The organism is Empedobacter sp. UBA2044, from assembly GCF_002333005.1.
Taxonomy (GTDB): domain Bacteria; phylum Bacteroidota; class Bacteroidia; order Flavobacteriales; family Weeksellaceae; genus Empedobacter; species Empedobacter falsenii_B.
On sequence record NZ_DDBA01000067.1, the window covers coordinates 1 to 23,033 of the forward strand.

The 23,033-nt window shown below is 31.9% G+C and carries 20 protein-coding genes; 9 read left to right on the forward strand and 11 right to left on the reverse strand.

Annotated elements, in window-relative coordinates:
- The first annotated feature begins 197 nt into the window (after positions 1-197).
- Together B4E59_RS12445 and B4E59_RS12450 are read left to right on the forward strand one after the other, a co-directional pair.
- Positions 198-1,784, forward strand: coding sequence for a peptide chain release factor 3 (locus B4E59_RS12445; protein ID WP_038333563.1), 1,587 nt, complete (start codon positions 198-200; stop codon positions 1,782-1,784).
- 55 nt (positions 1,785-1,839) lie between these two features.
- A complete protein-coding gene (locus B4E59_RS12450) occupies positions 1,840-2,682 on the forward strand; it encodes a DUF4197 domain-containing protein (RefSeq protein ID WP_291053253.1) in 843 nt (280 codons plus the stop codon).
- A 60-nt stretch (positions 2,683-2,742) separates the two neighbouring features.
- Here the strand turns inward: B4E59_RS12450 and B4E59_RS12455 are convergent, their stop codons facing one another.
- The 8 genes from B4E59_RS12455 to B4E59_RS12490 all read right to left on the reverse strand — a co-directional run bounded on the left by B4E59_RS12455 (position 2,743) and on the right by B4E59_RS12490 (position 10,429).
- Positions 2,743-3,465 carry a hypothetical protein gene (locus B4E59_RS12455; RefSeq protein ID WP_286496359.1) on the reverse strand — a complete coding sequence of 241 codons (723 nt, stop codon included), beginning with the start codon at positions 3,463-3,465 and terminating at the stop codon, positions 2,743-2,745.
- A gap of 62 nt (positions 3,466-3,527) precedes the next feature.
- A complete protein-coding gene (locus tag B4E59_RS12460) occupies positions 3,528-5,228 on the reverse strand; it encodes a ribonucleoside-diphosphate reductase subunit alpha (RefSeq protein WP_115001235.1) in 1,701 nt (566 codons plus the stop codon).
- 79 nt (positions 5,229-5,307) lie between these two features.
- On the reverse strand, positions 5,308-6,267 hold the full coding sequence (locus B4E59_RS12465; RefSeq protein WP_038335662.1) for a ribonucleotide-diphosphate reductase subunit beta: 960 nt from the start codon (positions 6,265-6,267) through the stop codon (positions 5,308-5,310).
- A 381-nt stretch (positions 6,268-6,648) separates the two neighbouring features.
- Positions 6,649-8,211, reverse strand: coding sequence for a ribonuclease Y (gene rny / locus B4E59_RS12470; RefSeq protein WP_371875740.1), 1,563 nt, complete (start codon positions 8,209-8,211; stop codon positions 6,649-6,651).
- 263 nt (positions 8,212-8,474) lie between these two features.
- Positions 8,475-8,765 (reverse strand): cell division protein ZapA, encoded by a 291-nt coding sequence (locus tag B4E59_RS12475; protein ID WP_038335658.1) that lies wholly within the window; start codon positions 8,763-8,765, stop codon positions 8,475-8,477.
- A gap of 8 nt (positions 8,766-8,773) precedes the next feature.
- Positions 8,774-9,118, reverse strand: a complete 345-nt coding sequence (locus B4E59_RS12480) for a hypothetical protein (protein WP_019975371.1) — start codon at positions 9,116-9,118, stop codon at positions 8,774-8,776.
- Positions 9,119-9,239: 121 nt separating this feature from the next.
- A complete protein-coding gene (locus tag B4E59_RS12485; RefSeq protein ID WP_291053256.1) occupies positions 9,240-9,782 on the reverse strand; it encodes a hypothetical protein in 543 nt (180 codons plus the stop codon).
- A gap of 425 nt (positions 9,783-10,207) precedes the next feature.
- Positions 10,208-10,429: a hypothetical protein gene (locus tag B4E59_RS12490; protein ID WP_291053259.1), complete on the reverse strand. Its 222-nt coding sequence runs from the start codon at positions 10,427-10,429 to the stop codon at positions 10,208-10,210.
- Between the two features lie 95 nt (positions 10,430-10,524).
- Here B4E59_RS12490 and B4E59_RS12495 point away from each other — a divergent pair, with 95 nt between their 5' ends.
- The 7 genes from B4E59_RS12495 (at position 10,525) to B4E59_RS12525 (ending at position 14,045) form a co-directional block, all read left to right on the forward strand.
- Positions 10,525-11,328, forward strand: a complete 804-nt coding sequence (locus B4E59_RS12495; protein WP_188319663.1) for a hypothetical protein — start codon at positions 10,525-10,527, stop codon at positions 11,326-11,328.
- Positions 11,329-11,398: 70 nt separating this feature from the next.
- Positions 11,399-11,851, forward strand: coding sequence for a DUF5675 family protein (locus B4E59_RS12500; protein ID WP_219035175.1), 453 nt, complete (start codon positions 11,399-11,401; stop codon positions 11,849-11,851).
- A gap of 11 nt (positions 11,852-11,862) precedes the next feature.
- The gene (locus tag B4E59_RS12505; protein WP_068599396.1) at positions 11,863-12,129 is read left to right on the forward strand and encodes a hypothetical protein; all 267 of its coding nucleotides are present in this window, start codon (positions 11,863-11,865) and stop codon (positions 12,127-12,129) included.
- Positions 12,116-12,364, forward strand: coding sequence for a hypothetical protein (locus tag B4E59_RS12510; protein ID WP_219035176.1), 249 nt, complete (start codon positions 12,116-12,118; stop codon positions 12,362-12,364). The genes B4E59_RS12505 and B4E59_RS12510 overlap by 14 nt, the downstream gene beginning before the upstream one ends.
- 142 nt (positions 12,365-12,506) lie before the next feature.
- Entirely contained in the window at positions 12,507-12,710 is a 204-nt protein-coding gene (locus B4E59_RS12515) for a hypothetical protein (RefSeq protein ID WP_219035177.1), read from the forward strand.
- Positions 12,711-12,772: 62 nt separating this feature from the next.
- On the forward strand, positions 12,773-13,435 hold the full coding sequence (locus tag B4E59_RS12520; protein WP_052217808.1) for a hypothetical protein: 663 nt from the start codon (positions 12,773-12,775) through the stop codon (positions 13,433-13,435).
- Positions 13,425-14,045, forward strand: coding sequence for a PM0109 family protein (locus B4E59_RS12525; protein ID WP_038335647.1), 621 nt, complete (start codon positions 13,425-13,427; stop codon positions 14,043-14,045). Before B4E59_RS12520 ends, B4E59_RS12525 begins: the two co-directional genes overlap by 11 nt.
- A gap of 1,297 nt (positions 14,046-15,342) precedes the next feature.
- Here the strand turns inward: B4E59_RS12525 and B4E59_RS12530 are convergent.
- Genes B4E59_RS12530 through mads7 form a run of 3 tightly spaced genes read right to left on the reverse strand, consistent with a single transcriptional unit; the run spans position 15,343 to position 23,031 of the window.
- A complete protein-coding gene (locus B4E59_RS12530; protein WP_291053263.1) occupies positions 15,343-16,056 on the reverse strand; it encodes a protein phosphatase 2C domain-containing protein in 714 nt (237 codons plus the stop codon).
- Entirely contained in the window at positions 16,057-21,468 is a 5,412-nt protein-coding gene (gene mads8 / locus B4E59_RS12535) for a methylation-associated defense system ATP-binding protein MAD8 (protein WP_291053266.1), read from the reverse strand.
- 6 nt (positions 21,469-21,474) lie between these two features.
- Entirely contained in the window at positions 21,475-23,031 is a 1,557-nt protein-coding gene (gene mads7, locus B4E59_RS12540) for a methylation-associated defense system protein MAD7 (protein WP_291053269.1), read from the reverse strand.
- Between the last annotated feature and the right edge of the window lie 2 nt (positions 23,032-23,033).

Consider the following 23,033-nt stretch of genomic DNA (forward strand, 5'->3'; position numbering starts at 1 on the left):
TAACAAGGGGAAGATTACAGATGCTGCCCCCAAACAATCCCACTAATCATCAACAATAAAAAGTAAAATATCTTTTTCATACGTCTTTCGTCAACTATTTTTAGAATAACGCAATTTACTTTAGAATATTCTATCAACCATAATGTTTCTAATTTTCGTGAGATAAACTATCTTTGCAACCTGAAAATTTGATTAAGATGTCTTTAGAACAAGAAATAAATAAAAGAAAAACCTTTGGAATTATCGCCCATCCCGATGCTGGTAAAACAACTTTAACAGAGAAGTTATTACTTTTTGGAGGCGCAATTCAAGAAGCTGGTGCCGTAAAAAGTAACAAAATTAAAAAAGGAGCAACTTCCGATTTTATGGAAATTGAACGCCAACGTGGTATTTCGGTTGCTACTTCAGTTTTAGCATTCGAATATAAAGGAAAAAAGATTAATATCTTAGATACGCCTGGTCACAAGGATTTCGCCGAAGACACTTTCCGTACACTAACTGCCGTAGATTCTGCGATTGTGGTAATCGACGTTGCAAAAGGGGTTGAGGAACAAACAATCAAATTGGTAGAAGTTTGTCGTATGCGCAAAATTCCGATGTTGGTTTTCATTAACAAAATGGACCGCGAAGGAAAAGATGCGTTTGATTTAATGGACGAAGTAGAACAAAAACTAGACTTACAAGTTACACCACTTTCTTGGCCGATTGGTATTGGAGCAACTTTCAAAGGAATTTATAATATTTGGGAGAAAAACATCAATATTTTTTCTGGAGATAATAAACAAAAAATTTCTGAAACAACGAAAGTTGAGGATTTATCAAGTCCAGATTTAGACACATTAATTGGAACAACTTACGCCGAAAATCTTCGTAATGAGATTGATTTAATTGACGGAGTTTATCCAGAATTTGATATGCAAGAATATATGGACGGAAATTTACAACCTGTATTTTTCGGTTCTGCTCTTAATAATTTTGGTGTTCGCGAATTGTTAGACGCTTTCGTTGATATTGCACCAACTCCACAATCTAAAGAAACAGATTTGAGAATTGTCGAACCTTATGAAAATAAATTTTCTGGCTTCGTGTTCAAAATTCATGCGAATATGGATCCGAAACACCGCGACCGTTTAGCCTTTATCAAAATCGTTTCTGGTAAATTTGAACGTAATACCAACTATTTCCACGTTCGCCAAGGTAAAAACATGAAATTCGCTGCGCCAAATGCTTTCTTTGCTGATAAAAAAGAAGTGGTTGATGAATCGTTTGCGGGTGATATCGTTGGTTTACACGATACAGGAAACTTTAGAATTGGTGATACGTTGACAGAAGGTGAAAAATTTTCTTTCAAAGGAATTCCAGCTTTCTCCCCAGAACATTTCCGTTACATCAACAATGCTGATCCAATGAAAGCAAAACAATTGGAAAAAGGAATTGATCAATTAATGGACGAAGGTGTTGCGCAGTTATTTACATTAGAAATGAATAATCGTAAAGTTATCGGAACCGTTGGTGCACTGCAATATGAGGTTATCCAATATCGTTTGGAGCACGAATATGGTGCAAAAGCAACGTACGAACCTTTCTCTGTTCACAAAGCGTGTTGGGTAGAAGTTGAAGATGAAAAATCAGAAGAATTCTTAGAATTCAAACGTGTTAAACAACGTTATTTAGCAAGAGATAAATTCAATCAATTGGTATTTTTAGCAGATTCTGCTTTTACAATTCAAATGACGCAAGATAAATTTCCGTCAGTGAAATTACATTTTGTAAGTGAGTTTTAAATTTTGGTCAGATAATTGAATTAACCAACTGAAATATTTTTTAGAAAAAATCTAAATGAAAAAGATCATATTAAGTTTAACATTGATTTCAGCGTTTGCAGTAAATTCAAAAGCACAAGATTTGAAATCAATTTTTGGAACATTAAAAAAAGAAGTCGAAAAAGTAAACACTCAAACGACAACACAAAATAATTCAACAGTAAAAGTTGATTCAATAAAAGTTGTACATGGTTCAACAGAATCTAAAACAATTTCTGCAGAATCCTTAACAAAGTTAAATGGTTTATCTAACGCAACTGTTGCCTCTGGATTGAAAGAAGCTTTGTCATTAGGATTAACGGACGGAATAAAATCATTGGGTCAAAAGAATGGTTTTTATAATAATTCAGTTGCAAAAATCTTGATGCCAGAAGAATTACAAAATGTAGAAAAAACTTTGCGTTCTTTAGGAATGGGAAGTTTGGCGGATAAAGGAATCAAATTATTGAATTCTGCTGCTGAAGATGCTGTTTCTGAAGCTGCTCCTATTTTCGTAAACGCTGTGACATCAATGACAATTACAGATGCGAAAGATATTTTATTAGGAGGAAATAATTCGGCTACCAATTATTTAAAACTAAAAACAACATCTGATTTAACAAAGGCTTTTCAACCAAAAGTGGAAGCGTCTTTAGGTAAAGTTAGTGCGGATAAAGTTTGGAATAATTTGATTACAAAATACAATACGTTAACTGGAAATCAAATTGATCCAAACCTGAATGCTTATGTAACACAACAAACAATAAATGGTGTGTTTAACATGGTTGCAGAAAAAGAAGAAGGAATTCGCGGGAATAAAGCTTTGCGTACAACATCGTTGTTACAACAGGTTTTCGGAGCGCAAGATAGTAAGAAGTAAAATACTTCTATTCAATCAAAAAAACTCGTTACAATTTGTAACGAGTCTTTTAGATGATAATTACTCTATAAAATAAGACCAAGGTATATCAAATCTTCCTCGTCTTTCTGCTACTTTAAGCTTTTCTCCTTCAAAACTTGAGTAATACTTTTTATAATCTACTTTTATCTCTTTTTCTATAAATGTATTGTTCCAATCTTCAATTATTAAATAATAACTACTACCTCCTTTACTATTTTTCTTAATTTTTTTCAAAATCTGAGTTTCATAAATTTGAGGAGTAGATTGATCATACTTACAATTAATGAATATAACAGAATAAATAGAAAATACTTCAATTAATATTATGATAAAAACATTATAAACAAAATTTTTCTTGTTGTAAATCAATATTTTAAATTGATTAAAATAATAGATTATTAAGATTAATAACGCTATAACACTCGAAGGAACCCATACATTTTTATAATCTAAGACATTGTAATCCATAGCAGTTCTAATGATTAATCCAAAACAAGATAACATAAAACCTATAGAAATTGTTGGAAGATTTGGTCTAATTTCAGGCTCAATTGAGATCAAACCTCGATAATATCTAACTAAAATGATGCAAAAAATAGGATAAACAAAAGATAAATAAATTAAAATTTCATTAAAAAACTGAAAAACTAATGTACTCAAACCTAAAATGCATCCAATAATATTAATTAATAAAGCCGTTCTTTTCAACGACTTTAAATCAGTAAATTTTTGTTCAATAATAACTAAATCTAAAAAATTCATAAAATCTAAAAATCCGCTCAATGAGCGGATTTTCTATTTGTAATAAAATATATCATTTCCTATTAAGCTTCACAAGAAGAACAAGAAACTAAGTTTGCAACTAATTCCTTAGAAACTGATTGTGAACGCTGATAGTACAATGTTTTTACACCTAATTGCCAAGCTTCGATCATCAAACGGTTAACTTCTTTCACAGGTAAATCTGGTGGAATATTTAGGTTTAATGACTGCGATTGATCTACATATTTTTGACGAATCGCTGCTTGTTGAACAATTTCTAATTGAGAAATTTCTTTGAATGTTTTGAACACATCTTTTTCCTCTTTTGTCAATTGTTCTAAATGTTGCACAGAGCCACCATTCAACATGATTTCGCGCCAAATATCTTCGTTATCGATTCCTTTTTCTTGTAATAATTTAGTCAAATATTTATTCTTACGCATAAAGTTTCCTTTCGATAAACCTGCTTTGTAATAATTTGAAGCAAACGGCTCAATTCCTGGAGAAGTTTGTCCTAAAATCGCAGAAGAAGACGTAGTTGGTGCAATTGCACAAGTTGTTGTATTACGACGTCCGTAGCCTTTTAAAACCTCTGGTTCACCATAAATACGAGCTAATTCTTCCGAAGCTTTATCTGCTTTAGATTGAATATGCTTGAAAATTTCTGTTGTACGTAATTTCGCTTCCATTCCTTCAAAAGGAATCATGTTGCGTTGTAAGTAAGAGTGCCACCCTAATACACCTAAACCTAATGCACGGTGACGTTTTGCAAAACGATTAGCTGATGCTAAATAATGATTTCCTTCTGTTTTTTCGATGAATTCTTGTAAAACTGCATCTAAAAAGAAAATTGCTAAACGTACTGCCTCAGTATCTTTCCATTCATCGTATAGCTCTAAGTTCATAGAAGATAAACAACAAATAAATGATTCATCAGCAGATGAAGGCAACATAATTTCTGAACAAAGATTAGAAGCATTAATTGACATTCCTAAATCTTTGTAAACCTGTGGTTTATTTTTATTTACGTTATCTGTAAAGAATAAATATGGTAATCCTTTTTCTTGACGTGATTCTAAAACTTTCGCCCAAATTTGACGTTTATCCGCATCTCCATCAATCATTTCTTGCATCCAATAATCTGGCACACAAACACCATAAAATAAATTCTGAATTGAACTTCCTATCGATTTAATTTTCAAAAATTCTTCGATATCATCATGATCAATATCCAAATAAGCCGCAAAAGCTCCACGACGTGTAGAACCTTGAGAAACCACATTCATCGCAGAATTGAACAATTCCATAAACGAAACAGCACCACTACTCTTTCCGTTATCTGTAATCGCCGCTCCACGCTCACGCAATTCACCAAAATAACCAGAAGTACCACCACCGATTTTAGTTTGCATAATAACTTCTCCTAATTTATGCGTAATTCCTTCAATACTATCTGGAATATGAACATTGAAACAAGAAATTGGTAAACCACGCTCTGTTCCCATATTTGCCCAAATTGGAGATGATAAACTCATCCAACCTCTTTCTATCATTTCTTTGAAAGATTCTTGCAATTCTGGTTTGTATAAACGTTTTGCAGCCGCAGCCGTGATACGATCTATAGCTCCTTCAACTGTTTCCCCTTTCAATAAATAACCTCTATTCAAAATTTGTTCAGATTCAGAGTTTTTCCACCATAATTTTGGTGCTTCACCGTCAAAAAATATATTTTGAATGTCGTCGTGTGGTATTGGATTGTCCATAGCTTTAGAATTTATAATGATGTGATATTGTTAAATAATTTTATTTATAGTTGTGTTTTTGATAAAAAGTTTTGGCGGTTTAAAATAAATCGTCTGCCGAAATACTTTTGTCATGTTTAGTATAATCTACTGGTCTTTTTGCGAAAAAATCGTCTAAACTACTCGCAAAAACTTCTTCCTCAAACCAAGCCATCGGTTTATACTGTTCTTGGGAAATATGAAATATTTTTTTGTATCCAATTTTAGCAATTGCTTCATCAATACGGTATTTCATATAGTTTAATAAATCTGCTTTTGAGTAATAACCAAATTCTCCTTTCTCGAAAATCCAATCTAACATCATTTCTTCTTGGTCAATATAACCACGAACAGCAGTTTCTACCCAATTTTGATCTAATTCCTCTGGTAATAAACCTTCTTCACGAATTTTATTAATCAAATAAATCCCAGCATTTGCGTGAATTTGCTCATCTGTAGATGTCCAAGCAATGATGTTTGCTGTATTTTTCATTAAACCATCAAAACGTGTAAATGCCAAAATATTTGCAAATTTCGAGAATAACGAACTATCTTCGATTACCAATGCAAAGAACAATAATTTCTCTACAATTGATTTGTTCTCGTCACGCATAATTTCTCCAACAAACGTATTATAACTTTTGAAAATTGGATTTTGTAAGGCTACATTAAACTCATCTAAATAACCATTTACCTCCAAAATACGCGAATACGCTTCACTATGTCTAAACTCACATTCTGCAAAAGTAGCACCTAATCCATTCAATTCTGGCTTTGGAAAATAATGATACAAATCTCCCCAGAATCCTTTTACCGTTACCTCTACTTGCGCAATTGATAAAATAGAACGTTTGTGAATTTCGCGTTTCGCATCATCTAAATTGGCATGATAGTCTTGGATATCTGAAGTAAAATCTACTTCTCCGTGTACCCAATATGCTTTTTGGATTGCTTCTGTAAAGGTTAAAATTTCAGGATATTCAAATGGTTTATAATTTACCCTTTTATCAAAAATAGACATAGTTTTTTGGACTTTTTAGATTAATAAACTTTGGTAAAAACGAATTCTTTCATCAAAATAAATGAAGTTGGTTCTTTTATTTTATTTAGAAATTTGAACCTCAATAGGGTTACATTTTCGTTTCAATTACTCATCGATTCTTTCAAAATTAAGATAAGATTTTACAATTAAAAATTTTGTAATCTTAAAAAATAAAAAGGTTATCAACAAGTTGTTAATTATTTGATTATTAATTAATTATTTTTGAATTTTTATTCGTTATAATTTAATAATTTTTATCAAAACAACAACTATAACTTGGATTAATTTTCTATAATTTAACAAAAAAATAGGCAAGCCTTGTTATAGACTTGCCTAAAGAATATGATTAAATTCTAAATTTTATCTTGCAATATTTACTGCACGTGTTTCACGAATTACAGTTACACGAACTTGACCTGGATAAGTCATTTCGTTTTGAATTTTATCCGAAATTAAGAACGATAATTCAGCTGCTTTTGTGTCATCAACTTTATCACTTTCTACAATCACACGCAACTCACGACCAGCTTGGATAGCGTATGCTTTTTCCACACCATCAAAGTTAAGAGCCGTAGCTTCTAAATCTTTCAGACGTTGCATATACGATTCCACAACTTGACGACGAGCCCCTGGACGAGCACCAGAAATTGCATCGGCAACTTGTATAAGTGGCGAAATTAAAGAAGTCATCTCTATTTCATCGTGGTGAGCTCCAATTGCATTAATTACGTCTGGATGTTCTCCATATTTCTCTGCCCATTGCATCCCCAAAATTGCGTGAGGCAATTCAGATTCTTGCTCCGGAACTTTACCAATATCGTGTAATAAACCTGCACGTTTCGCTAACTTAGGATTTAATCCTAATTCTGCAGCCAAGGTTCCTGCCAAATTTGCCACCTCGCGAGAGTGTTGTAACAGGTTTTGACCATAAGAAGAACGATATTTCATTCGTCCAACAATACGAACCAAATCTTTGTGTAAACCGTGAATTCCCAAATCTAAAATTGTTTTCTTACCAACTTCGATAATTTCATCCTCAATTTGTTTTGTTGTTTTTGCCACAACTTCCTCAATACGTGCTGGGTGAATACGCCCATCCGTTACTAAACGGTGCAAAGATAAACGAGCAATTTCACGACGAACAGGATCAAAACATGAAAGAATAATCGCTTCTGGCGTATCATCAACAATCACTTCAACTCCTGTAGCAGCTTCTATTGCACGAATATTACGTCCTTCACGACCAATAATACGTCCTTTAATTTCGTCAGACTCAATATTAAATACAGAAACTGCATTCTCAATCGCTTGCTCTGTACCAATACGTTGAATAGAAGAAATTACAATTTTACGCGCTTCATTTTTCGCATCTAATTCAGCCTCTTCCATAATTTCTTGGATATGAGCTTGTGCTTTCGTTCTTGCTTCGTCTTTTAAGACTTCAATCAGTTCAGCACGCGCTTCATCAGCAGAATAATTCGAAATTTTCTCAAGGATTTCTACTTGTTTTTTGTGCATCGTATCCACTTCTTTTTGCTTAATATTAAGCTTTTCTGTACGTGCTTGTATATTTCCTTTCTCAGATTTAATCTGATCTTTTTGTTTCTGAATTTCTGCTAAGTCCGTTTTGATTCTCTCTTCACGTTCTTTTACTTTAAGCTCAGCATCAGCTACTTTTCTTTCACGTTGATTAACAACTTCTTCGTGTTTAGATTTTAATTCTAAAAATTTTTCTTTGGCTTGAAAAATTTTCTCTTTTTTAATGGCTTCACCATCTTTCTCAGCATCATTAATCAAATTTTGTGCTTTGCGAGTTGCTTCGTCAATCAGTTCTTGATTCTGTTTATCAACTGATTTTTTTGATAAGAAATATCCCACCGCTGCACCTATGATTAATGTAACAATTGCAATAATTATTGTCATAATTGGGTCCATAGATTATGTAATGTTTATATATAAAAAAACCTACATTAGTAAAGTATGTTTTGAGTTAACTCCTGTAAACAGGATTTGAGTTAGTCCGTCAGTCAAGTATCCGCTGTCAAATAAATGAACCTAAAAGGTTGCGGCCCGCTTTCCGAACGGTGTTCACTCGGTAACAAAACTAGTGTTGAGTTAACCAAAATAGCTAGAACTAATGTAGGAATATTGTTTAGTGGACAGTTTCACAACTGTCAGAACTTCTCTTATTTTGCGATTGACTGATCAATCAATTCTAATAACTTCGAAATGCGCTCTGTTGTCATTTCTTCGTTATCTTTCACTTGCTTTTTCAGCTTTGCTTCGCGTAAAGCTAACTGAATTGTCACCATTGCAAGCGCGTCTTGTTTGTCAGAAACAGCGTACTTTTGTTCAAATTGTTTCAAAATACCATTTATTTCTTCTGCACAAGAAAGTAACATTTCTTCCTCGTCAGAATTAATCGTCATTGGATAATGACGTGAAGCAATTTTTATCTCAATTCGTTGAGTTGACATTCTTTTTATTAATTATTAGTTTTAATTTGAGCGATGCACGTATCGACTTCTTTTATTAATTTGTTCATTCTTTGCTTCATCATTTGTTTGTACTCCTGATTTCCGCTCATTGCATTAACGACTTTTAATCGTTTTACCTCCTCATTTAAATTTAAGTTATTCGCTTGCGAATCTCTCAATTTATTTTTCAATCGGGCATTTTCTTCTTTTAGAGAATTGATTTCATTTTGCAATTTTTCCAATTCTTGTATCGAGTTTTCAGCGCCCTTCAATATATCTTTATAATTCCCAAGTTGGCCTAAAACACTTAAAACTTTGTTTTCAAGTTCATTAAATTTTACCATTTTTTCCATCTCCTGAGAATTTCAATTATTCTAGCTTCTATTGCAAAAATAGTATTTTTTTACTTCTAATCAATACAAAAACCTAAATATTATCAGTTTTTTCTTATTCATTTGACAAATAGAGATTTACTTATATTTTTTGTTTCGTTTCTCTATTCTTCACTACTTTCACAACATACTTGATACTAAAAAACAAAAACAATACCGAAAGAATAGTTGGCAGAAATTGACAGAAAATAATCAAAATTGATTTGAAATGATACATTCCATCTTTCCAACTTTGTTTTAACTCATATCCTAAGTTGATTTCTCTATACGCTTTCAGATCGGTTTGTGGTAAAATATTCGTTACAACTCGTGGTTCTTCTGATAATTGATATGCAATAGTCGCATAAGAAATCGCATCATTTATCAACGCTTTGTTGACTTTATTTTCGATTTGTTGCGAAATTTTAACTGCTTTATTGTTTTCATTTTTCAACTCATTCTCATATTTCTCAAAGGTCATTTCTTCATTATTAATTAAAATATGATCGATAATAATTCCTTTCTCCACTGCAAATTTGACATGCTCGCGCAATTTATTTGACGGAACTTTCAATTCAATCAAATAAGAACGTTGAATTTTGTCTATTTTCTTAACGCTTTCTTCAGATAATTCAACTATATCCAAAGTTTCTTTGCAAAGTCTTTATTTTAGAGGGTTGGTTACTCATTTTATAGCAGTTAGTACAACATAAGTACAACAATTGGAAAAGTATGTTTTAAGTCTTTGTTGAGATTAGATTTTGAGCCATAAAAAACGAAATTTTAACATTTGATATGGGCTTAAAAATGCGAAATTCGAGCATATATAACGATTTTATTTAGCTGAGCAGTACGGTTCATCAACTGATATTCGGCTAATTTGGAACAATAATAGTCTCTTGATGCTTTGGCATATCCATTTTGAAGCAACAATTCATTCAAACATTCGCCTGATTCCAGGATGACATAACCTAATTACCTATGATAAAAATCGTAGGCATTTTTTATTTCTGTAAGTATGGTTACTCTATCTCCAACACTCAAAACGTTAGTTAGGTAATTTCTTGCGTCTCATCCTAACTCGATCAACAAACTAGCAGGAAGATGCGTTTTTTCTTCATCTATTTTTAATTTTCTATTCTTTCGGATTTCTGGTGCATCTATTCCGTATAATCGAATTTCTTTTTCTTCTTTCGAAAAAGCGTGTTTAACCACCAAAGTATCTGCATCTTTGATTTCCAATAAATTATAAAATGCTTCCAGGTAACAAGGTTCTTTAGCACTGTATTTCATTGTATTGCAATTAGTTACATATTGTGTATACAAATTTAATTATTCAACTTTGTAATAGTATTATTCTCAAATGTTTAACTAATAAATTTAAAGTTATGGCAAGACAAAAAGGACTAATGAAGTACATCGGAACCATTGGAGATGTACGTCATTTTAAAATTAAAGGACAACCTGGCTTTTATGCCGGTATGGTTGGTGGTCCAACTGCTCAGCAGGTGAAATCTGCACCTGAGTTTGAACGTACTCGTGAAAATATGAATGAGTTTGGTGGTTGTGCAAGAACTGGAAAATCGTTGCGTACCGCTCTTTCTCAAGTCATGAGTAAAATGGCAGATAGTCAAGTTACAGGTCGATTAACTTCAGTTATGAAGAAAATCAACTTAGAAGATGGTACAGAAGCCAGAGGTTATCGTAAAGTTGAAGTTTCTACTCAACGCCAATATTTAATTGGTTTTGAGTTTGATAAAAAGCTTTCGATTAATGGTGTTTTTAATGCGCCTTATGATGTGGAACACAACGTTGATAGAAACGAAGCGGAATTTATTGTTGCAGCATTTAATCCTGCTGAATTGATTTCTGCTCCTGCTGGTACTACACACTTTCGTTTAATTAATGCCTTGGCTGTTTTATCGGATTTCTCGTTCAATCCTACAACTGGAAATTATGAGCCTGACGATGCTATTAATAACGAATTAAATGTTGTTGAATACTCGGCTTATATCCCGTTAAATGTTCCGTATGCCGGAAGTACGATTTCGGCAGCTTTACCAGGTGCGCCAACTTTGGCAAACAATGTTACGGTTGTGCAATGTATCGGTATTGAATTTTTTCAAGAAGTCAACGGAAATTATTATCCTTTCGCCTCTGGAAACTGCTTGAAAATCGAAGATGCTTTTTAAGCTGTTGGTTGGTTAAAGAGTCTTTTCGATTTGAAAAGGCTCTTTTTTGTTTGATTTAAAATGATTGATTATGCGTGTTAAAATTGTTCGTGTGGCACAAGGAAAACAAAGTACGTTGAGCCATTTATATATTGATGGAATCTTTCAATGTTATTTGTTAGAAGATAAAATACGAGCCGATAAAATACCTAAGCAAACTGCAATACCTACGGGTGATTTTAAATTGATTGTCAATTCTTGGGGAGGTATGAATACCAAGTATAAAAATCTAATGGGTAAAGTTCACGAAGGTATGATTGAAATTGATCAGCTTCCGAATTTTGATTATGTATATATCCATATCGGAAATACGTATTTACAAACTGCAGGATGTCCGTTGACTGGGTTTGGTTTTGAATTGATCAATGGTGATTATCAAGTTACCCATAGTCGTAAAGCTTATGATATGGTATATCCTAAACTTTTGAAGATTGCCAAAAGCAAAGAAAATCAAATTCGAATCGAGAATAATTTTCAATTCTAAAATCAGAAGTTATGGAAAATGAATTGGTTTTAAATGTCCTTTTTGGTTCAGTTTCAAGTTTATTATTGGCGGTGGTTGCCTACTTTATTAAGCAATTACACTCCGATTTTAAGAAAATGGAAAAGGATATTACAGAAGTAAAAACGATGGCTTTATTAATCAAAACCGAATTTAAAAACAGTTATGATTTACTCAGTCAGCGTGTAGAATATTTAGAATCAAGAATTACAACTCTTGAAATGTTGAATCTTAAAAATAAACGTGATGAAAAAGGATAGTTTAAATTTAGTTGAGCGTGTAACCAATGAAACACCAAAATGGTTTAAAATCGTTCGTAATGTTGGATTAGCTTTAACTGCGATTAGCGGTACTATCTTAGCTGCTCCGGTTGTTCTTCCGGCAACGGTTATTACAGTTGCAGGATATTTGGCTTTAGGTGGTGCAATCGCCAGTGCGGTGGCTCAAACTGCTGTAAAGATTGATGAAGCAGATAATGATTCTAACAAAAAATAGTCTTATAAGACCTTGATAAGACTTTCAGGACTTTTTGAAATCTCATCTTAATAGGTGAGATTTTTTTTATGCGTGATAGCTGCACCCAATTATATATAGAGGTGGAATATGTACGCTTTATCTCCTAATCTAAGTTGGAATATTGTCGAAAAAGTGGAATCGGATCGAGGAAATCGAAGAAGTGGTTTTGGTTCAAATTCAATATTTTTTTGAAAAAAAAAAAAGAGAAAAAAAAGAAAGCCATCAAATCAGGATTGGGGGTTTTAAAGGCAAGGTTTTCGAGCAAAATACTACCCGAATGGGTGGAGATTTTGGAAGAAACCCAAAGGGCTTGACCTTGCCGTAAAACGACCACTAACTAACTTTGCTACCTTTTTATTTATATATTTACATTTATTGTATTTAAAAATGATATCATACATTATAAACAAAAAAGGAAAAGTTGTTATATGTGAGGATAGTTTAACATCTTCCATATTTGATTTATTAAAATATTTACCAATAGAACAGTTCTGGAGGATATTAAAGAACTCTTTGTATCACGATAATTTACCCAATTTTTCAGGAGAAATTGATTCTATTACATTTTGGGATAAATGGAATTCTGAAGGAACGAATAATAAAAATTTTATAGAACCTGATTTATTTATACGATTTAAGGAATTCGATTTGATATTAGAAGCTAAAAGATACAATGAAAATCAGCAGTCTTTTCAACAAAATAATGATCAAATAATATCTTATTATAATTCATTTGAAGATGAACAAAAAAAGCTTTATTATATCCAAGTAGGTGGATTAAAAGATAAAAATGATTTAGAACACGATAAAGCTATTATATTAAAAACGGATTGGAATAAACTTTTAGATGCTGTTGATAATGAATATAATCAAATTAAATCATTAAATCTTATGCATTTAAAAAGCTCAACACGAATCTTAGAAGATTTGATTAAGCTTTTTGAATTTCATCAATTTTATAAAAAAATATGGTTAAAAGATTTTAAAATTAGCCAACCTATCAAAAAAGAAAAATATTTTAATACAAGAATTTTTAAAAATGGAAAATAACAACTTAAACCAATCTTTAATTGAAGTAAGAAAAGCTTATCGAATTCTATTTGACTACCAAAGTAGAATTTTAGATTTAATAAGTTATATTTCTGGTAAAACGCAATTTAACTATAATGGTGGTTATTCAAAATTTAGCAATACTGGACCAAGAGATGGTAAGGGAAAATTAAATTTTTGGGCTTGGGATTGGTTAAACTTTTACTATTATGAATTTCATTTTAACAGAATTGAGATAGGAAAAGATGAATATTTTTTTTCTATTTTTCATTTAGCTGATGATGGTTTTTTTGATGCTCATAATAAAAAAGGCAACTGCAATAAAATTGATTTAAATGACTTTACTGATGAAGAGGAAAGTAGATCTAAATTAATATTTGTATTAGGAAAAAATAAATGGTATGATTGGGGGTTTAATTGGAACTCAACTAAATTTACTTTAAGTGAATCTGATTTTATAAAGGATAATGAAAATCAAGCTATACTTTTTAAAAGCTATAATCTAAATAGATTCGATACGGAAGACAACACAATTAATGTTATAGAAGATTTTAAAAAATTCTGTGAAGGGAATGAAATGGTATTCAATATCAATTTAAAATTATTTTAAAAACGCACTGGGGCAATATGCGCAGGTGAAGAAAAAGCAATCCAAAATCAAAATAAGGTGGCGAGGGATTGTAGCTGAACATCCGACAGGATGTTTTGCTACACCGAGCCAATTGGTGTGGGCTAATAAGCTATCAAGCAGCACAAAAGTGAGGGGTTACGGAACACGTTAGTGTGTATTACCGAACGATGTGATGCGACTAGCGGTTTAGCGCAATACACCAATGAACCTTACTTAAAACTTTTGCTTTTTCTGAATCTGCAACCGCTTTCTTGGGTGGTGGGGTGCGTGGAATAATTAGAAATTATGAATGATGAATTATTGGAAATGCGTTGTGGTAAATGGAATAGCGTTCGGCACTTATGATACACATCTATTCATTATCACTTTTTTGCTTGATCAAAAAAGTAATCAAAAAAATCAAGACTTAGATTTTCGTCGGTCAATCATCATCTCTCGCCACTAAAATGCTCGATCATTCGCTATCGCTCAGCGATTATTTTTACGCTGTGTTCAATGGATTGACACTCGTCTGCTAATCGAAATGCCATTTATTTAGCCTTGTTTTTTTGGTGGGTTTGAATGATGGTTATTGTAAGGAGGTGAAGTTGCGCATTATTGGAGTAAATTATACACGTAGCTTCTCCTCTTAATCTCAAATGCCTAACGAACATTTTTGTGTGTAACGAAAAGCCGTTCAAAAATGGGCTTGACTGAAAGGAAAGCTTATTTTAGGCTTGGTTTTGCGGAGTTGGGTGAATGGAACGCTTCGCTTAGTAATTGGTGATTAGTAAATCGTAATTAGTTATTACTGGGCTTGAAAAACGTATGGATAGTGAAATGAGCCTAACGGAGTAAATCGTTGCATAAAAATGATTGAGGCAATACTGCTACTTCAACAAGGGCAAAAAACGACATGAGATACTCTCTGCTTCGGACAGGTAAAGGAAGGGGCTATTTTACATAATATGATTATAGTGGGCTTGTCCCCGAAGCCCGCTAGGCGACTATAATGCCATGTTATGTAACTTAGCTTTGGTGGGGCGGCTGGGGTCGAGTTGTGAGTTTTGAGTGATGAGTTTTGAGTTTTTTTGCTTTTGTTGGCAGATGAGTTTGATTGTAAAAAGTAAAATGCAGTGATTGGGTATAAAAAAAGCCCCAAATAGTTTATCACTTTTTGGGGCATATCCGTTGAGTTTATTTTGTGATAAGCAAACTGGAAATTAACCGCAGTTGCTTTTTTGTTGTTGCCCTGTACACTTTAGTGCTTTACAAATAGGCGTATGTTTATGACTTATCAATAACGATTAGATGTAGTGTTTTGGGTTTGATAACGTATTATTTTAATATATGAATTATTATCCGTCGCATTTAGCGATAAGTAATTGTTAATTTCAGTTAATTCTAACTCTAATAATTGAGAAGTGTTGATGCAATTATGTACCCCATCACTTGAAATAATCAACGTATCAAAATCTGTATTTTTGAATTCTTGATATCCGAAATCAATAATCTCACGTTTACCTGAAATACTTCTCGTTACGATATGATTGTATTTTTGAATCATTTCAATAGGGACTACTTCTAATTGTTTTTTCAAATCTTGTATTAAAGTATGAGGATCTGTCTTATAAACTAAATCATTCCCTTTAAATAAATCAACTTGAACATCTCCTATCCAAAATATTTTTGTTATTTCATTGTTTATGATTACACCAGCTATTGTTGCACCAGATTTAACAGCCATTTTATCATTGAAATGTTTTACTGCTAAATTTGCTTTTTTAATGGCATTCTCAATATCATTTTTAGCATACGAATTATTATTTAATGCACTAAAATATGTGAGCAAGTTTTCAATTATCAGTTCTGCTGCTTGTTCTCCATATTCATAACCACCCATGCCATCCGCAATTATAGCGAATAAGGAATTTGTATGCAGCTCTTTTACAAGAACTGCATCTTCATTACTTTTTCTTTTTCCTATGTGTGAATAGGTGATATATTTCATTTATCTATCTGCTTTTAATGTAGCCCCACCATGTTTAGAAAACCTTGGTCGTGTACTAATTTTTTGAGGCTGATTTGTTATTGCATTTTCTGTAGCTTTTGAAGCCCATAAGAAACCTTCCCCAGGTTTTAGCATACTCATATCATTAGGCGTTAAAGCACTTAATTGGGTAATCGACTTTTGAATATGTTTTAACCACTGCGGTGAATTGAATTTATGTACTAAGACAACCGAACTTAACTCAATTATTTCATTAGGTAAACTTGGTGGATCCTGACTCGCAATCATAATACTTACTCCTTTATGACGCATTTCACGAATAGCAGTTACAATATTATTCGTTAAATCTTTATTGTCCATGTACTTATGCGCTTCATCAAAAACAATGAACTTATTAAATGAATGTCCTTCAATTTCTTTTACACCAGAGAAAATATTTAACATTATGACGAATAAACCTAAAGCTTCATCCTTTTCAATAAATTCATCTCTAAGATCTACAATTACCAAACGACCTGGTTTAATCGCATCTTTTAAGAAAAACTCATCGTTAATGTATTCTTGTGCAAAAGATAGACGTTGTCTTGCTAAAGCTTTCTGAGCGTTTGATAATAATAACGAATCCTCAACACTTTGCTTTAGTCCTTCAAGCGTAATGTTACGACGCATTTCTTTCATAATCGCTTTTAACTGCTTGATGTAAGAAGATTCATTTCCTATTGCCCCTAATAAAAACATCCAATCTTGTACATTTAATTCTTTCGAATTAAATCCAATTGGTCTTACTTCTATTGAAGGAAATTCAATTCTACGTTCTTCCACTTTATCAAATGGCGTTAAAAGAATAACATCTTCAATGTTATTAGGTTCAGCCCCATATCTTTCTTTTAAAATCGCTGTTTCACGTTCTACATCATTAGGATAAATCATTGAAGTAAACTCAGGTTCATAATCCATGCTTTCACTGTAATGGAAAATTACTCCAGCTAATGGATGACTTAATTTATTGATATTATTTACTTGTTTTAATACCATTTCAGATAATGTTCCAATGGTATAACTTTTACCACCACCTTGCACTCCAAATAAACTGATGGTATTAGTTTCAGATAAGTCAATAGCAATTTTTTTATTATGAATAGAAGTTCCTAACATACCAAATTGAGAAGAATCTGATGATTTTCCAATTAAAATATCGTATTTAGGAATAGCATATTCAACTTGTTCCTCAGCTACATTTTGCGCTGCTGTCACAGCTTTCTCGTAAACCAACCCTTTCTCAGTAGTTTCTATCTGAACCATTGGTTCAGGATTAGAGCTAGAAGGAGTTTCTGTAGTTGTAGGAATATCTATTTCTTTGTCATCTTTACCTTCCTGCGCAATCTCTACCTCTTCTTGCGTATCGTTTTCTTTCGCCTTAAGTTTCGCCTTGTATTTCCCAACGAATTGTTTTAATTTATCGTTATAATCTAACGATTTAATTAATTCTTCTTTTAATTTAGAGTCTTCTAATCTTAATGTATTCAAATCAGAATTAGGATCTAAAATATCTTTAATTAACCCTTCACCAAAGGTAAAAATGGTAGTATTATCATCAAAAACTTGTTTTAAATGCTTTTGATCAAAAGAAAAATCGAAAATAAACCCTAGCCTATTGAATTTAATTGTAAATCCACTATCAAGCGTTTGAATAAAATCCAAATAAGCCCTGTATGAATTTTCTTCTAAGGTATTGTATCGAAAAGCTCTTTCGATGTAAAACTCTAGAAGATTTTTAAATTCTTTGTTTTTTATCTCACGATCTAAACGATCTTTTGTTTTAAAATTATTTGGGTCAAAATGTGATTTTAAAGCAAAAATTGTATTGTCAATTTGCTCCAACATTTTCAGTTTTAAATCCTCTCTTTCTTGTACATTTAAATATGTACGGCACTTGATTTCTAAAACTGAACAATTAATTTCTCTTGATTTTGGATCTATTCTAATGAATAAATTATCCGCTCTACTTTTAGAATTAGTCTCTAATTCATTGAATAGGTTTTGGTGTAAATCAATAGGAATAATAAATGCGTTTTTCAACAAATGCTTTTTATCTAAGACACGTTTAGAGAATGCAGACCCGATTACTTCAAATGCTCTATTCTTAGACGAATTCAATTGTAAAATTAAAGAGCTGCTTAACGCACGAACATCTTCAAGGATATTTTGTATAGAAATTTTATCTTCTTCCCTTTCAATATCTACATTAAATTTTTCAAAATGAGGTGCGATTAAACTATAAATTTCTTCATTCGGTTTTGTTGTCAGATAAGACGAAATACCCGAAATTTCTTCCCCAGGAATATAGTCAAGTAAAAAAGGAATCTTGTTATCTTCTGACGGTTGATCAAAAATTTGAGGACCTAAGAACTTATCAAATGTAATAACCCAATCCGAAAATTCATGTAAATTGCTTAAAAGAACATTGTCTCTATTGGAAAGATTTAATTCAATAGCAGGAATGGCATCGGTTTGATGCGCTGCTAAAGTAGCTGCAATATTCTCTTGAATATTCGCAAATGTAGTATTGATTACTTTCTCTTTTTCTTTGGCTATGTTTTGATAGTTTACCCATTTGAACCCATTCGTTATTTCATCGAAACTACCATCGGTATTCGATTGAAAAATCAACCCATTTAAAAACTCATTTTTAGTTTTAAATACAGGTTTAGTAAGCGTAATTTTTGGAGAAAAAGGATTAACAATAAAACTTACATGTGCATTAAAAACACTTGGATTCGCTAAGAAATCTTCAATGTTATTGATTGAAAATCTAAGTTTAGGAAACAAACGATTGATTGATGCTTGTGAGAAAGCTTCAGCCTCTTCAGATACGTTTCTTTCAGGGTTTATCAAATCCTTTAACGCATCACCAGGTTCAATGATATTATTTTTCGCTACGAATAATCTGACCTCAAATTTTATATCAACGTATTCTTTAATCTTAATAATATCAATAAACGCTTCCGCAAACTTATTTGCATCCCCCACATTAAATAAGTTTAACACTAATTTGTCAACATAAGGATGCTGTTGTAAGTAATTTTTAAGGTGTTTAATGATTAAACTTTTACTTACATTTGTATCTACTTCATTCCCATTTGGAATGTTCAACAAATTCGCTACATACTGTTTGATTTGGTATGTTTTAGGTGCTAATGAATCGTCTTTTCCTTTATTTGCTTCGTTGACATAAATTCCCCATCCAAAAGCAATTTCACCTAGATATTCGTAATTGTCAAATGATTTAGGATCAGCAAAAACGAAGGGATTATTCGAAGGGATTAAATCGCCTAAGAACAAATTTTGCAACGCAGACCATTCTTTGTCATGATCTTTATAGATCAGTGTTTCTTTGTACCAAAATTCAAAACGCTCGATTAACTCTAACATCCAACTTAATCTTAACGGATGTAATGGTGATAATAAAAGAATTTCAATAGATTCTTTTGTTGGTAATAGCGTTTTTACTTTTATTAAATCTAAAAATTGAATATCCGCATATAAGGACTTTAATTGCTCCTTATCTTCTTGTTCAATTGATTTATTAATTTTATTATTTAACTCTTTAATCCACTTATTATAAGCCTCTAAGTATGTTTTGATCTCTTCTTTTAATTCAACTAAATTTACTGTTTCAACAATACCATTTTCTGTTTCGTTTGATTCTTTTATCGCTTTAAACAACTTACTACGTGCCTCTTTAACTTTTTTAGGTACGACTTCATTTAAAGGCGATAATCTAAACTCACATCCATCGAAATTAAGCGCACTGAAATTAGGATTCAATTTTGCGTATAAATGTCCAAAACTACCTTCTTGTTTTAACAATTCATTTTCTAAATATCTTAATTTAGAAGATATAATGATTTGGTAATTGAACTTTACACCATAATTGATATAAAAAGTTGAATTTAATTTTGGTTTTTCATCGTTTAACCAGCTATTAGCACTTTCTGCAGGAATAGGAAAATCGGCTTCAATTCCATTTTTTAAATTATCTAAATTGAATTTAAAATGCGCTTGCGTAACGTTATTTAATTTATCCTTACGGATATTTTTTAAATCCTCTTCAGCTTCATCAATTGCAAAATAAAAATCTTCTGAATCAGACTTTAATTTAAAGTTTAGATCAGCTTTAGCCTCTGGAGTTTTCCCTTGTTCTTCCCAGACTTTTTGAATGGTGTCACTTGCAAAATCGTCTTTAGCATTTAGAATATTTCCGTGTTCATCTTCCGCATATACTTTGAAGAAATAGGTCATTTCTTCTGTTGTATTGGAATTAATTTCGATTTCTGCCGAACGATAAATAGATGCTGCTTTCGAGTTTTTTAATTTTCTTAACGTTGTAATTTCTTGACCAGCCCCTCCATCTGCTTCCATTAACACGATTCTAAAACCATGTAAACTTTCCACCTGATTTGGTGGAGGCGTGGTTGTAAATTGTACTTTTACTTTAACATTTGTCCCTTCATTGGCTTTTAAAACTTTTATGCCATCCTCCATTACAAAATTAGGAGATGAGATATTTATTACTTCTAGGTTAAGATTGTCAAAATCTAGCTTTGGAATTTTCCAATTTCCAAAACATAAATTTGGATATTTATTGAAAATGGTCTCAACAATATCCGCTTTATTGGCAATATTTTTTTCTTCTCTAAAGAATTGGATTAACTCTTTTTGAATGGAATCTTTTTCAATTTCTAAACTATCCACACGTTCGTAGATTGACTTATTAAAAGAAGCTAATATATTAAGGCTCTTTTGATTTAAAACCAATCTTCCACGCGCAACTGAAGGATCTTCTAATAATTTATGGTCTGGTAATCCACCAATTAAAAATAAATACTCTCCAATTGCTTTATCATCATAATTATTCTCTTCAAGTAAGATTAAATATTTGGCTAAAGCAGGATTATTATTTTTATTGATATTGAATATTTCAACAATGGTTTGTATGCTTTTTTTCTTCTCTTCAGGGATTTTTTTCAGTAATTGATCCACTAGAATACGATCAATATTTTCTAATTGTAAATCTTTGAAGGTTGCATTACCATAAGAATCTTCCGCAGCTGTTCTTGAATTTGAAGGAATTAAAATTAAAATTGGCTTGGATTGATTGTTTCTTAACTCAATTAATTTAGTTGCAGAAATGTATTGATTCCCCACTTCGGCATCATTAATAATAAAGCTATCCATCTTAGGATAGTGGGTTCTTATTTTATCTAGCAAAATAAATAATTGCTCATCTGCCAAACCTGTAATTTTCATACAATGCCCAGGTTTCGCTTCGGCAAATTCATGCTGGAATTGTTGTAGAATAATGTCTACAATATAATTATAGTATGTATAGTTTTGAGTTGTTGTCATCATTGTTGGCTATTTCAGTTCGTATCTAGGTCTAACCTTTTGTAAAATATAGGCATCACTCATGTCGTTGTAAAACCCAATTTGTCTTAATTTGGATTTAAAGGCTTCTACATTTTCTTTGAATGCCAAGTTTGTGTTTACGTCTGCATTACGGTATTCCTCTTCATTCAATCCATTAATTACTAAACCGTAACGATTTTTTAGATTTTCCATTAAATCTTCAATCGATACATTTTTGGTAATAAATTTATCTTCATCTAAATGAAGTACCTGAATTTGCACTAAAGCTTCTAATAAACGGGTACCTAAAACAAAACGTCTAGGATGTTTTTTACTTCGTCCTTGTGCTAAAAATCCACGGTCGTTGTTCTTTTGAGAAATACTATCTAAAAACTGAGGATAATACTTTAACTGATACGGTCCTTTCACTTTCATTAAAGCTTCTACATACTTATCAAATGAAGTAGTTTCGTATTTTACCATATCATCTAATAACTCATTATCTTCAACAGTTTGGTTGTTTCTCAACATACTCCAAAAAGCCGTTAAAGTTGCTTCTACTAACGTACTTTCATTATTCAATTTGTTTATTGCTTGCTCTAAGCTCGAGGATTTCGTTTTATCTAAACTAAATGCATTTATGATCGTATTAATCTGAAACCCAGCTTTAATGTAATTATAGAGTGCATTGTAGTTTATTTCGGCATCTTTAATAGCGAATTGCGAAATTTTACTTTCAAAATTATCGGTTACATCTACCACTACTTTCCAATCATCCTCCACTTCAATAGAATTTTGATCTATCATTTTAGGTAAATAATTAATTACCTTGAAACTATATAAAGCTAAGTGAAATGACGTAATGGTTTTGATGTATTCAATTAAAACCGAACGAGGAATAATCTCTTTATATACCAATAGTCGATGGATATCCTCACAAAATAACTCTGCCTGTTTTGGCAATAAAGGTTTAATTTGATTTAAAGACGTGTTACTTGGAAATAACCCTACACTTATATTTTTAATTAAATGAAGAATTCCTAAACTATCCACATCTAAGTTATTCCCTTGTAGAAACTCGTTAGTTTGAGGATCCCATCCTTGCACTAAATATTTTTTTAATTCTTCTTTAATTGCTGGTTTTTGTCCGAGCATTAGATACACTTGATCTGCACTGAAATAATCACGTGTATTTTTGGCATTTCTAAATCTATAACTTTCTAAATGAATCGGCTTTAATGACGAAATTTTTTCTTTCTCTAAATTTCCTCTATTCACTAAATTTGCTAAGTTTTGTCTAATCCAAATTTCAACTGCCTGTCTGTTTTCACTAATTCCCCTAAAGTATCCTTGATCTTCCAATGCTTTAAAATAATGTATGATTTTATCTATGTCTACTTCTAAGGATTGATTTTTAGCTGCGCGTTGTTTAGGTCGAATCCCATTATGTTTTAATAGCATAAAAAGATTCACCAATGTGTTATCTATATTGGTTACTTTGGCGTCAGAAGTTAGAATTAATTCATTTCTGAAAACACCTTCGTTTTTACTTAATTTAATTGCCATAT